Origin of the sequence: Paenibacillus campi (assembly GCF_034659835.1) — a bacterium.
Classification (GTDB): Bacteria; Bacillota; Bacilli; order Paenibacillales; family Paenibacillaceae; genus Saccharibacillus; species Saccharibacillus campi.
In genome coordinates this window covers 162502-176056 of the sequence record NZ_JAXSQZ010000006.1, presented here as the reverse complement: position 1 = coordinate 176056, position 13555 = coordinate 162502, and the positions used below count along the sequence as shown (strand labels likewise).

11 protein-coding genes are annotated in these 13555 nt (G+C 47.3%); 9 read left to right on the top strand and 2 right to left on the bottom strand.

Annotation, left to right across the window (positions count from 1 at the left end; all coding sequences use genetic code 11):
• Positions 1 to 569 precede the first annotated feature (569 nt).
• From U1I11_RS15435 to U1I11_RS15425, 3 genes are all read left to right on the top strand, one after another.
• Positions 570 to 2351 (top strand): sensor histidine kinase, encoded by a 1782-nt coding sequence (locus U1I11_RS15435; RefSeq protein WP_322907039.1) that lies wholly within the window; start codon positions 570 to 572, stop codon positions 2349 to 2351.
• Positions 2326 to 3054, top strand: coding sequence for a LytR/AlgR family response regulator transcription factor (locus U1I11_RS15430; RefSeq protein ID WP_322907038.1), 729 nt, complete (start codon positions 2326 to 2328; stop codon positions 3052 to 3054). Before U1I11_RS15435 ends, U1I11_RS15430 begins: the two co-directional genes overlap by 26 nt.
• Positions 3055 to 3234: 180 nt before the next feature.
• Positions 3235 to 5088, top strand: coding sequence for a carbon starvation CstA family protein (locus U1I11_RS15425; RefSeq protein WP_322907037.1), 1854 nt, complete (start codon positions 3235 to 3237; stop codon positions 5086 to 5088).
• Positions 5089 to 5219: 131 nt separating this feature from the next.
• Here the strand turns inward: U1I11_RS15425 and U1I11_RS15420 are convergent, their stop codons facing one another.
• Positions 5220 to 5738, bottom strand: a complete 519-nt coding sequence (locus U1I11_RS15420) for a hypothetical protein (protein WP_322907036.1) — start codon at positions 5736 to 5738, stop codon at positions 5220 to 5222.
• Positions 5739 to 5945: 207 nt separating this feature from the next.
• Between U1I11_RS15420 and U1I11_RS15415 the strand changes: the two genes are divergently transcribed.
• Entirely contained in the window at positions 5946 to 6278 is a 333-nt protein-coding gene (locus tag U1I11_RS15415) for a DUF3139 domain-containing protein (protein WP_322907035.1), read from the top strand.
• Positions 6279 to 6540: 262 nt separating this feature from the next.
• Here the strand turns inward: U1I11_RS15415 and U1I11_RS15410 are convergent, their stop codons facing one another.
• Positions 6541 to 7944 carry an amino acid permease gene (locus U1I11_RS15410; RefSeq protein ID WP_322907034.1) on the bottom strand — a complete coding sequence of 468 codons (1404 nt, stop codon included), beginning with the start codon at positions 7942 to 7944 and terminating at the stop codon, positions 6541 to 6543.
• A gap of 426 nt (positions 7945 to 8370) precedes the next feature.
• Here U1I11_RS15410 and rlmN point away from each other — a divergent pair, with 426 nt between their 5' ends.
• From rlmN to U1I11_RS15385, 5 genes are all read left to right on the top strand, one after another.
• Positions 8371 to 9468: a dual-specificity RNA methyltransferase RlmN gene (gene rlmN, locus U1I11_RS15405; RefSeq protein ID WP_322907033.1), complete on the top strand. Its 1098-nt coding sequence runs from the start codon at positions 8371 to 8373 to the stop codon at positions 9466 to 9468.
• Positions 9469 to 9833: 365 nt separating this feature from the next.
• The gene (locus U1I11_RS15400; protein ID WP_322907032.1) at positions 9834 to 10934 is read left to right on the top strand and encodes a glycosyl hydrolase; all 1101 of its coding nucleotides are present in this window, start codon (positions 9834 to 9836) and stop codon (positions 10932 to 10934) included.
• A 25-nt stretch (positions 10935 to 10959) separates the two neighbouring features.
• Positions 10960 to 11835: a GGDEF domain-containing protein gene (locus tag U1I11_RS15395; RefSeq protein ID WP_322907031.1), complete on the top strand. Its 876-nt coding sequence runs from the start codon at positions 10960 to 10962 to the stop codon at positions 11833 to 11835.
• A gap of 31 nt (positions 11836 to 11866) precedes the next feature.
• Positions 11867 to 12004, top strand: a complete 138-nt coding sequence (locus U1I11_RS15390; RefSeq protein ID WP_322907030.1) for a hypothetical protein — start codon at positions 11867 to 11869, stop codon at positions 12002 to 12004.
• Positions 12005 to 12008: 4 nt separating this feature from the next.
• Entirely contained in the window at positions 12009 to 13304 is a 1296-nt protein-coding gene (locus tag U1I11_RS15385) for a glycosyltransferase family 2 protein (RefSeq protein WP_322907029.1), read from the top strand.
• The last annotated feature ends 251 nt before the right edge of the window (positions 13305 to 13555 follow it).

Here is a 13555-nt window from a genome sequence, read left to right as displayed (position 1 = left end):
GTCGACTGGGTAGGCAGTTCGATACGGGGAGTTTGTGTCAGAGTAAGCTGTATGAGTTCTTGTTTCATTTTCATCATCAAGCGATAGTCAGATCGACAAACTGTAAATGTACTTAAGACAAGCTGCTAGTTCCAGTGAAGCGACTACATATTGTTAAGCTTCCCCCAATATGTCCCTTGCTCCTTATAAATAGCCTGTCTACAATCAAGCATTAAGGGATACGCGAAAATTGTATGTTGCAAGCCGCACTTCATTGCGGGAAGGAATAAGAGGTAAGGACGATCGCTTTAACTATGTCGTTTGGGATTGTATAGATTATTACTGTACATAAGATCATGTAGCGGATGCAAAAACAATGGGCTGCACAGTTGGTGTACGCTGCGTATGTCATAAGCGATATATAGATTGGTATACGCTTACATGCTAAAATGGCGATATTAATATATCGTTCATTTGCGTCAGCCTGTGCTATACATTGTACATGCAAACGATGTGAATGATGCAGATTGCGCAAATGATGTAAATTAAATCGTATACACGGAGCATTGCCATCTAAAGGAGGGCGAGTGATGATTCATCTGTTGCCGTTAATGCTGGAACGGGTCGGGATTTTGATCATTCTCGCCTTTGTGCTGTCCCAGTTTAAAATTTTCCGCCATATGGTGCACAATCGGCGTGGACGGGTCGGCACGTTGCTGCTAATCGTCGTGTTCGGTCTGTTTGGAGTGATTAGCAATTATACCGGGATCGAAATTCATCTGAACGAAGTCGTCTCGCAAAACTGGCTAAGCGGGATTGACTCCAGCAGTGCGATCGCCAATACACGCATTATGGGCGTTAGCATTGGCGGTTTGCTCGGCGGCCCGTTGGTCGGTCTGGGCGTTGGGTTGATTGCGGGGCTGCATCGTTATCCGCTAGGCGGTTTTACGGCGCTGGAATGTGCGATATCGTCGGTGCTGGCGGGCGTTGTGTCCGGCTGGCTTGGCAACTGGTATCGTCGTCACGGTCTTGTGCCGCCGTGGTTTGCGGCGCTGGTCGGAATGGCGATGCAGGCGGTGGAAATGCTGCTCATTGTGCTCTTTTCCAAACCGTATGGGGATGCGGTGATGCTTGTGCAGACGATTGGCATGCCGATGATTTTGCTGAATGGGTTTGGGACGCTATTGTTTATGCTGATCATTCGCTCGATTTTAAAAGAACAGGAACGGCAAAGCGCATCGCAGACACAGCTGGCGTTTCATATTGCCGACCGGACATTGCCGTTTTTTCGGCAAGGGTTGAACCCGGATTCATGCCGGGAAGCGGCGCATATTTTGCTGCGGCTAACCGAGGCGGATGCGGTGTCGATTACGGATCGCACTCATATTTTGGCGCATGTCGGTGCGGCGGCGGATCATCATGTGGCAGGGCAGGAGGTCGGCACCGAATTGACGCGCACCGTGTTGGAGCAAGGCAAGCTGATGCTTGCGCACTTGCCGCAACATATTCGCTGCTCGCATCAGGATTGTCCGCTAGAGGCGGCGGTCGTGCTGCCGCTGCTTGTGCATGGCGAAGCTGTGGGCACGCTCAAGCTGTATTTTTGCCAAGCGAATCATCTGAGCAAAGTCGAGCAGGAGCTTGCCGAAGGGTTGGGCAAGCTATTTTCGGCACAATTGGAATTGGCGGAAGCTGAGCAGCAAAGTGCACTACTGAAAACAGCGCGCATTAAAGCGTTGCAGGCGCAAGTACATCCGCATTTTCTGTTTAATGCGATCAATACGATTTCGGTGCTATGCCGTACCGATTCCGAGCGTGCGCGCCGGTTGCTGCTGGAACTCGGTACGTTTTTCCGCAGCAATTTGCAGGGGGCACAGCAATTGCTCGTGCCGCTGCACAAAGAGCTGGACTATGTGGAGGCATATCTTCAATTAGAGCAAGCGCGTTTTCCGGATAAATATAAGGTGGAACTGCATATCGAGCCAGGGCTGGAACAGGTACAATTGCCGCCGTTTATCATTCAGCCGCTAGTGGAAAATGCCGTTCGGCACGGCTTTCGCCGCCTGCAAACGCTTGGACTAATCCGGGTAACGGTCAGCAGTGTTGCCGGTGAGCTAAAGCTGATCGTCGAAGATAACGGCACCGGCATTGCTGCCGATCGGCTGGCATTGCTTGGGCAGGAGACGACTTCATCTAGCGAAGGCAGTGGAACGGCATTGTACAATATTCGCGAGCGGCTAGAAGGCATTTATCGTCATGCGGCAAGCTTTGCTATTCGAAGTGTGGAAGGTGAAGGTACGGCGATTCATATTACATTGCCGCTGCAATATCAGGAAGGGGGGAAAGTGCATGCTGACAGCGTTTATCGTGGATGATGAGCCGCTCGCCAGAGACGAGCTGGTCTATTTACTGAGACGAAGCAAGCTGGTCGAAGTGGTCGGTGAAGCGGAACGATTGGAGCAGGCGCATGAAGAAATTGTACGGCTTGAGCCTGAACTTGTATTTCTCGATATCGAGCTGGCGGAGCATAGCGGACTAGAACTGGCACGGCAATTGCTTGATCTGCCTAAGCCGCCAGCGGTTATTTTCGCAACTGCTTTTGATGAATATGCATTGCAGGCGTTTAATCTGAATGCGATCGACTATGTGCTAAAGCCGTTTGATGAGCGGCGTATTCGTCAGGCGCTGGACAAGCTTGTACGTTTGAAAAAGGAACCGGCTATTCCCGCTCCTACTTTCCCACGCGCACAGCTGCAAAAGCTTGCCGTCTCGCTGGATGATCGTATTCTCATGCTCGATACGGAGCAAATTATCGCGCTTAGCTCAGAGGAAGGCAAAGTGATCGTCGCAACGGCAAAAGGCAGATTTACGCTAAATGAGCCGCTTGCTCATATGGAACGACGGCTGGACAATGGGCGCTTTATGCGCGTGCATCGCAACTATATCGTCAATCTATCCGGTATTACCGAAATTCAGCCGTGGTTTAATTCCACCTATCTGCTTGTGATGAGCGATGATTCGCGTATTCCGGTCAGTCGCAGTTATGTGAAGCAGTTACGCGAGCAGCTTGGGTTTTGAATAGTGTGTTGGAGCGATTGTTTTTGGACGATTGTAATTGGGCAACCGATTGTTGCAACTCATCCGGTTATTCCGGCAATTCGGCGTGAAACCCTTATGATTACGCTTACATTTGCTATCTTTAAGCATATAGACGAGACAAAAAAGGCAAGCTTAAGGCGATAAGGGAGGAATGATGGGATGAGTGCAATTCCAATTATGATCGCTACGATTTGTGTACTGTTGATTGCGTACAGACTGTATGGAACATTTATGGCGGTTAAAGTGCTAAAGCTTAAACAGATGGACGAACAGAGCCAAACGCCAGCTTATAAGCTGGAAGACGGTAAAGATTATGTACCGACGAACAAAGTCGTTTCGTTTGGACATCATTTTGCTGCGATTGCCGCTGCTGGGCCGTTGGTTGGGCCAATTTTGGCGGCGCAGTTTGGTTATTTGCCGGGGCTAATCTGGCTGTTGGTCGGTGCGGTCGTCGGCGGTGCGGTGCATGATGCGGTCGTATTGTTCGCTTCGATGCGCAAGGACGGGCAATCGCTGTCCGAAGTCGCCAAAAAGGAGCTTGGACCGGTTGCCGGTTTTTGTACAGGGTTGGCGATGTTGTTTATTATTACGATTACGATGGCAGGACTATCGCTCGTCGTGCTGCATGCGCTAGAGCGTAATCCGTGGGGTACATTTGCGGTTGGGATTACGATCCCGATTGCGATGGCGGTCGGTCTGTATTATAAACGTACCGGAGATTTGAAAACGCCTTCGATTATCGGCTTTCTGCTTATTATGGTCGGCGTAGCGGTCGGGCCGTTTATCCAGCATTCGGTAATTGGACAATGGCTGACATTGGAAATGTCCACATTGGCGATTATACTGCCAGTGTACGCGTTTTTTGCGGCGGCATTGCCGGTCTGGTTGTTATTGGCACCGCGTGATTATTTGAGCAGTATTATGAAAATCGGTGTGTTTGTCGCGCTTGTCATCGGTGTGTTTATCGTCAATCCGGCGATTTCGTTTCCGGCGGTAACCGAATTTATTCATGGCGGCGGCCCGATTCTTGCTGGCCCGGTCTGGCCGTTTATTTCGATTACGATTGCGTGTGGCGCGATTTCAGGTTTCCATGCATTTGTCGGTTCAGGCACAACGCCGAAGATGTTAATGCGCTGGACGGATATTAAGTCGGTCGGCTTTGGCGCGATGCTGGTGGAATGTTTGGTAGCGGTGATGGCGCTGATCGCGGCAATTTCGCTGCAACCAGGTGACTATTTTGCGATTAACTCCAAGCCGGAAGTGTTCCAGACGCTTGGCATGTCAACCGTGCATTTGGCAGAGCTAAGCCGTGAGATCGGCATCGATCTGGAAGGACGGACAGGCGGTGCGGTGACACTGGCGGTCGGGATGACGTATATTTTCAAAAGTATTCCGTGGTTTGAAACGATGGCAGCGTATTTCTTCCAGTTTGTCATTTTGTTTGAAGCGGTATTTATTTTGACAGCGGTTGATGCGGGTACACGGGTATCGCGTTATTTGATTCAAGATTTCTTCGGTGAGTTTTATAAGCCGCTCAAACGGCTGGATTGGATGCCGGGTGCGATACTGGCAAGTGCGCTGGCGTGTTTTGCCTGGGGCTATCTGCTCTTTTCCGGCGATATCGGTTCAGTGTGGGCACTGTTTGGTGTATCGAACCAGCTAATGGCATCGATCGGGCTAATTATCGGAGCGACGGTTATTTTGAAATTTGCCGATAAACGTCGTTATATGCTCACTTGCTTGATCCCGCTGGCGTATTTGTACGTTACAGTCAACTATGCAGGCTACTGGATGGTGCGACATGTGTATTTGAACCCGGAAGCAGGCGGGTTTAGCGTACTGAATGGTGTGCTGTCGATCATTATGCTGATTCTTGGCGCAATCATCTTAGTGACAGCGATCTTGAAATGGCGCGAGCTGTGGAGTGATCCGAAAGGGTTGAATACGCAGGTAATAGGCAAGGCGGAGCATAAAGCGGAGCCGGTGGTGCTGGCGTCTTCGTCGCGGTCTTGAAAGGTGGATGCTTGAAGATATACTGATATACAACTCAAAAAATGGACAGCAGGCTTATACCGCTGTCCATTTTTTGTATTATTTTGAATTATTAAAGCAATTATTAGTCAATATAATTTTAAGATATTATTTTATGAACGGTTAAAACTGGTAACCTTCACAACTTTACTGGAAATATTGATTTGATTAGGTCCGATAAACTGAGCATGTCCAATAGCTCCACTTACATTAGTGTCTGATATGTCTCGATTAACTCCGTACCAATACGCCTGCCAAACAAATTTAGAACAGTAATTATCAGCAACATTATCTGTGTAAATATTAAAGCTATAAGATTTTAAACGATTTATATTATTTTTTGCCCAAGTTCCAGCTTGTAATCCTCCTCCATTTCGCACTCGTAATACTGTAAAAGGATCACCGCTGTTAAAATTGGAGATATAAGCTTGTAAAGAATCTCTTTTTCCTGGACCATAAGGATGAGAATGATATACAGCATAATCTGGACCCACAATTCCAATATGCCCAACAAGAAAAGTCGATACAGTAGCGGTAGTGTAAATTAAATCTCCAGGTTGCATAGCGATGCCATTAAGATATGTAGGACCGATTTGAGCAGAAGGCGCTATACTAAAATTATCATGTGGCAAATATGTATTATCTGTAACAGTGGAACTATTTGCATAAGCAGAATTACTTAAAAAAAGAATAAAAAAATAGAAAAAAAAGAACTAAATAAAAAAGGGGAGAAAATTTTCTTCAATGTAAATACCTCCCTAAATATGTTATTTTAGTTAATTAAAGTTGCTTGCAGAATAAATGTCAATCATTATGTTCTTAGATGAGGAGGCGTTACGATGAATAAAAAAACAATTGTTTTTATAATAGGAATTATTTTTATTTTTATTATTATTGTCTCTAAAATTGTTGAATACAATATTGAGGAAGAAGTGAAAAACTATCTCATAAATGACAAACATATCAATATCAATAACATCGCCTATTTAAAAGCAGAGATCGGTAAAGCTCCATTATTGGCTGTTGAAGTTCGTTTTACTGATGAGCCAGGCATGCGTTATTTTTACAGACGAGAGCATGGACAAATCGTTCAATTTAATACAGCTCCGCCTATTGGATCAGATGTAAATGGAAACTATACGTATAAACATAAAGAGCACTCCGATGAATAGTGAGTTCATCGTCTATAAATGAAGATGCAGGTCTAATTTATAGTGTTGTTGATCTCTAAACAACGTTTTTTGCGAATGCACCAGACTACACAGCTTCGGAGTCTGAGCATCTACATACAATTGTAAGCTGTAGGTGCTTAGACTCCGTAAGAGAAAGCTTGTTTTATGGTTTGTTTTAGAAGATGTTGCTCCTACCACATCCGTTTGCTTATCTGCTTTAACAACAGTTCAATCATCATCATACGCGTACTTGTATCAGCCGTCACGCCTGCTTCGCTCGCAGCTGCCGCAACAACAACGGATAAAACACAATCCCGCTCACAATCATCAACACGCCAAATCCAAACGTCTTCCAATCCGCGGTGCCGGCATAGATGACCCAGACCGAATATATCGTCGCCAGCACCGCGATCACACCGTCACGCACACGGCTTTCCTGTGCGCCATAGCCTTCACCGGTGGCAACGAGCCGAAGCTGGTACAGCGCTGAGATCAAATACGGGACTAAATATGCCAGCGTCGCAATCGCAATAATAAAATCAAACGCCTGCGAGATCGAGCCGGAGATGGTGGAGAAGATAAGCAATTGTCCGATGCCGTTCGATACCCATAGTGATAGACGTGGCATGCCTTTGCTGTTCACATCGCGGAACGGGCGCAGGAATACGCCTTGACGCGCCGCTTCATACGGCACTTCCGCACTGAGTAGCACCCAGCCGATCGTAGAGCCGATTAAGCTAATCAAACCAAGCCCGGCAAGCAGATAGCCGCCGCTTGGACCGAGTACCGCACTCATTGCATCGACGAGCGGATTTTGCGATTGCATCAACTGATTGCCTGGCAGCAAGCCCATCGTCAAAATGCTAATACCGACATACAGCGCCAGCGCAATCAGCAGACCGACCATCGTCGCGCGCGATACATCCTGCTTGCGTTTTGCCCGTGCAGCGAATACCATCGCTGATTCGACCCCGATAAACGCCCATAACGTCACAACCGCCGCACTGTTCACCTGTGACAGTAGACCGACCGTCTGCCCGTCCGCATTCATATGTGGCGCTGCAAATGGCCCGATATTCGCCTCTTGGAACGCAAACAATGCGATCACAATAAACAGCGCAAACCCGATCACTTTGGTGGCGGTCGCCAGCAGGTTCATTTTGCCCGCCCCTTCGATCCCGCGCAAAGCAAGTGTATGTGTACCCCATAACAGCAACGAACAGACGATAAAGTTAAGCGCATTGCCGGTTTTAATATCAAAACTGCCGATCGCAAACCAGACGGCATCGCTTTTCATTGCCGGAATGAATGTAGACAGATAGCTGGAAAAGGTCGTAATGACCGCAACAAAACCCGCCACATTGCCGACCCAGTAGCCCCATGTGGACATAAAACCGGACAGCAGCGCGAATACCGGCTGGTTAGGGAACAGCTCTTTGGCATAAATTTGCGGCCCGCCGCTCAATTCCGGCTTGCGCAGCGCCAAATTGCCAAATACGAGCGCCAGCATCAATACGCCAAATCCAGTCACACTCCAAGCCAGCACCGTACCGGCTGGATTGGACACTTCCGCTAGCGAACGCGGCAACATAAAGATACCGGAACCGACCATATTGCCCACAACAAGGGCGGTCAGAATCCAGAATCCAACTTTATTTTGACTCATATAATGGAACTCCTTCCGTTCGGAAAAGGTTAACGTTTGAAACGATGTACATATCATAACAGTATCCTACTATACACTTTTCTCTGGTAAAGCGAAAGAGTGTTTTTTTGAAAATGAAATGAATATCTTAAATTTGCTGTATCGATTTGCATGTTATCTATTGTTTTCAGCGCTGAATTTTGGGACAATAGAATGCATAAGCAGTATAGGACTGGCGATTGGACAGCCGGGTCTGTACTGCATTTTATTGTGTCCGTCCATGAAATGATTAACGAGCGGTTGTCATGAGCGTCATTTCGATCATATACGTTTCGTTGTACGATAGATCGTAAGCAACATTACTGCTGTCGATGACTGCCATTTTGATGATGTCATTCAATCATTGAATGATGCAGCTCATCCATACAGGTGAAAAGAGGGTTAACGATGAACAAACGATCCATTTACGGATTAACATTAAGCCAGCTGGCGGATTGGCTGGAGCAGCACGGACAGAAACGTTCGCGCTCGGTGCAAGTGTGGAACAGTCTGTACAAGCAGCGCGTGTTGCGCTTTGCAGATATGGATGTGCGTGAGGAATGTCGTACATTGCTGGCGGAACATTTTAGCATGCGCACGTTGGAAGAACATGTGAAACAGGAAGCAGCGGACGGTACGGTGAAATTTTTGCTGCGTTTGCAAGATGGCAATTTGATCGAAACGGTGCTGATGCGCCAAAAATACGGTCAATCCGTCTGTGTAACGACACAGGTCGGCTGTAATATCGGTTGCAGCTTTTGCGCCAGCGGTTTGATCAAAAAAAGCCGTGATCTGAACGCCGGCGAGATCGTCGAGCAAATTATGAAAGTGCAGCAGCATTTGGACGAGCAAGGCGAAGGCAAGCTCGTTACGCATATCGTCGTGATGGGCATTGGCGAGCCGTTTGATAATTTTGACAATATGGTCGATTTTATTAATATCGTCAAAGACCAAAAAGGTCTCGTGATCGCACCGAAACGCATTACCGTCTCCACTAGCGGCTTGCCGGACAAAATTCGCGAGTTTGCCGACAGCGATCTGCTCGTCAATCTGGCGCTGTCCTTGCATGCGCCGAACAATGAGCTGCGCACACGTATTATGAAAATTAACCGCGCGTTCCCATTGGAGCAGCTGATGGATGCGGTCGACTACTATTTGCACAAAACGAATCGCCGTATTATGATGGAATACATTTTGCTGCAAGGCGTTAACGACCAGAAGCAACATGCCCAAGAGCTTGCCGAACTGCTGGCAGACAAAAAGCAGATGACTAGCATTAACTTGATTCCGTACAATCCGGTCGATGAGCATAGCCAATATCAGCGCAGCCAGCAGGAAGATATTCTCGCCTTCTACGATGTGTTGAAAAAGAACGGCATTAACTGCACGATCCGCATGGAGCACGGCACCGATATCGACGCCGCCTGCGGTCAATTGCGCAGCAAACAGATGAAAAAGGCAGAACGCAGTCGTGATAACGGCTCGGCAACGCTGATTAGCGGGTAATACGCTACTATATGATTAAGCGTATGATTGTAGTGCATTGTGAGCTGTACTTGTTCATGTTTGTTCATGATTGATAAACAATCCAAGCCATCGGTATGCGTATCGATGGCTTTATGTATAATATGCTACTGTAACAATTTTTTTCACGATTTCTCTTTGAAATTCTCTTATCCCATCCGATAAATAATTAAATGAAAAATTTAGTGAATTCAATGTAAATCGCTTGATTGGCTCTATACGAATACGGCAAGATATGTGAAAATAATTCCAAAGAGTAAGCAACAAAGCGACAATGTAAACCTGCTTGTCTACGAATCCAATCCATAACGAGCTGGCTCTATTGAAGTCCGGCAAAGGAGGTGCAAATGCGCGTAACTCAAAACCGTCGCGTCCTCATCGCACTCGTCATCGGAATTGCAGTCATTGTGATCGGGCTGACCGCTCTGTTTACGATCCGGGCGTTGAACCAACAACCATCGCCTACCGCATCGTTCATCGAGCAGTCGATGGTCAATGCTAACGGTACGATCGCTTCGTACTTAAAACCTGCTCCTTCCACTGACCCCAATGTCGTCGCTGGACGAGAGGCATTGTCCGAGTCGCTCGGATTATGGATGCAATATACGTTGTTGGAAAATAGTCAACCCGATTTCGATCGAAGTTACCAGCTGCTTAATCAGTATTTTATGTCGCCCCAGCATTATATTTGGTGGAAACTGCAACCAGATGGACAGTCAATTGTCCATACGTATGCGCTTGGGGATGATCTGCGGATCGTCAGCGCTTTGCTGGAAGCGTATGGACGCTGGAATGTGCCGGGTTATTTGACGACATCTAAACAAATTACCGATACGCTGTGGCAATATGGACTGAATAACGGTTATTTGGTCGATTATCATGATTTTGAGCATAACACGTCTAGTAATCTGCTTAGTTTGACGTATATCGATACACTTGCTTTTGAACGGATGAAACAATACGGACTCATTAGCGATGAATTGTATGAGCGGCATATGCAGTTGCTGCGCACGATTCCGAATGATGGACTGTTTTATCCGCGTACATTTGATGTGATCAATGGCAAGTATGGTTATGATACCGAGGTTAATCTGATCGACCAGTTGATCATCGGCTTGCATCTGGCGGAAATGAATCGTCCACCGGACAAGCTGGTTGCGTTTTTGAAGCAGCAATTTGCTGAGGATGGGCATCTGTATGGACGTTATTATGCGTCCAATCATCAGCCAGCGGTACGGTATGAATCGCCTTCGGTGTACGGGCTGGCGATTTTGCTCGCTGTACAGATGAATGATCGCGCATGGGCACAGCAGCTGTATGAACGTATGATCATGTTCCGCGCTTCGACAGGCAGCGATATCGGCGGTTATGTATCGGACGGAGACACACACGCATTTGACAATTTACTTGCGCTGCTGGCGGAAACGACGCTGCAGCAGATACGTTAAACCAATGGATAAAGGAAGCGGAAAAATGAAAAAACGTATACCGATTCGGCGTACGATGATCGGATACACGTTGCTTATTGTAGTTGCCATCCTCGAACAATTGATTTTGTTCTGGCATGTTGCTATGCAGCAAAGCTTCGGCGTGACCGAGCTGCTTGTGATGCTCGGCTCATTGCTAGGTCTAATCATCGGCTTTTGGCTGCCGCGAGGCGTGTCTGTCGTACTAATCTATATCTTTTTTGTGACGTATTTTGTATGGATGGTGACGATTGCACCGCTGAATACGGTCGTCTTTTTTAATATATTTTTGATCCCGGCGAACACATTGTTGGCGCTAGTCGTCAAATACAGCCTGATCGATACGCGCAGGCTGTATGAGCGGCTAGAGGAGCTGCATCGGATCACACCGCAGGTCGATGTGGATACGACGCTAGGCAACCGGGAGGCGCTGAATGAAGCGCTGATCAAGCATTCCAATCTGGCGCGTCGTTATGCGGATGAATACAGCTTTTGTATGGCGATGTTCAAAATTGAGTTTTTGCCGCTTGTGCAGGAATCGGTCGGATCGGCAGGTTATGCGCGCCTGCTGCTTGAATTGTCCGATACGATTCAGAAACAGCTTCGGTTTGAAGATTATAAATTTTCGATCGACAATGGTCGCTTTATTATTATTTGTCCGATGACGAACAAAGATTATTTGCAGCCACTCACCCGGCGTATTCGTGATGCGATGATGAATGTGCATTTCCCCGATGCGAGGGGGCGGGAACTGCAACTGGTCATTCGCTCTGGTGCGCTCGTGTTTCAAAAGGATCAATTTGAAAAGTATGAAAGCCTCGATTCTGTGATCGCTGCCTTGGAACGGAATACGGAAACCGATCTGATCGGTGAATACATTTGATCGGTATCATACATGTAGGAGAAGATGAAGTATGACTTACACCGAATGGTTTATCCCATTATGTACGGCAGTCAGCATCCTATTTTTTATCGCCATTACGCTATTGACGATTGCGACGCTTCGGTTTCGTAGCCATGTGAATCGTAAATACAATCGAGGGCGGGGGTAATACGATGGCGGATGGCATTCTAATTTTTTCGATCATTAGCATCTGGATCGCCGTGCTGGAAGCGATCATCATTATGGCGGGAGCGATTCGCTTTTTGTCGCGTCAAAATAAAGCAGGCATTGTGTTTCCGGAAAGTATGGACGACTATCCAACTGTTACTGTGATGGTGCCAGCTCATAATGAAGAAGTTGTAGTCGGCATTACGACCGAGCATATTTTGAGCCTGAACTATCCGTCGCATAAAGTGCAGGTGATCGTCATTGCCGACAATTGCAGTGATGGCACGGCGGAATCATTATATCGCTTAAAAGAAAGACCGGAATTTGCCGGGCGCGACTTTACGATTATTGAGCGTACCGGAACTGGCGGCAAGTCCGGCGCATTGAATGAAGCGCTCAAAATTACGAAGGGCGAGTGGATTCTCGTCTATGACGCGGATGCTGCACCAGAGCGCAATGCGTTGATGTTTCTAATGCAAAAGGCATTGGAGGAGCCGGACAAATACGGCGCTGTGTTCGGACGCAACAAAGCGCGTAACCGTGGGCAAAATTTCCTTTCGCGCTGCATTAATTTGGAGCTGGTGACGATCCAGCGTGTGCACCATACCGGACTATGGGAGCTGTTCAAAGTCGGGACGATTCCAGGCACAAATTTTATCGTCAAAACCGCGCTCATCCGCGATATCGGCGGCTGGGACCCGGATGCGATTACCGAGGACACGGCGATTACGTTTGATATTTTGACGCGTGGGCAATTGATCGCACTCGCTCCGCAGGCGGAAGCGTATCAACAGGAACCAGAGCAACTAAGCGTTTATATGAGTCAGCGGCAACGCTGGTCAAAAGGCAATTACCGCGTTATTTTGGACAATATTCATCATCTGTTTAACAATTCCAGTTGGCGCATCAAAATTCAGGTGCTATATTATGCAGCTAGCTATTTTTGGTTTATGGTCGCGATCATTATTTCGGATATTATTTTTGTAGCGAATATCGTGTACCAGATTATTGCGCTATTCGATCCGCATGTGCTCTCACCGTTCCAGTTTGCCGGGGATGTGTACGTGTATCTCGTCATTTCATGGGCGCTTATGTATTACATTTATGTGCTACAAATCAATCTGGCGCTCGCCTCGGATATCGGGCAGAGCAATACGATGAACTTTGTGCTCGCCTGTATTTCGTATTTTACGTACGCGCAGTTGTTCCTAATCATCTCGATCAAAGCGTTTTACTCGCTGATGGTCGATATTATGACCGGACGTAAGTCGAGCTGGTATAAGACGAAGCGATTTAACTGAGTGCTATAACGGAGCGATTTGGAATAGGAACAGGGTGAAGTTTGATCCACTCCATCTTACGAACAGCACATCTCCATCACGGAATAAATTTATGTTTGTTATACAACATTCGCCTTTACCGCCGTTAACATACGCTGTTTGTCGGAGTGCGATATACGCGCTGTACGGATGGGCACGTCTACAGTCATAAGCTAGAGAAAAACCGAGGCGGATCGATCGCTCTATACAGCGGTCGACTAGCCTCGGTTTTT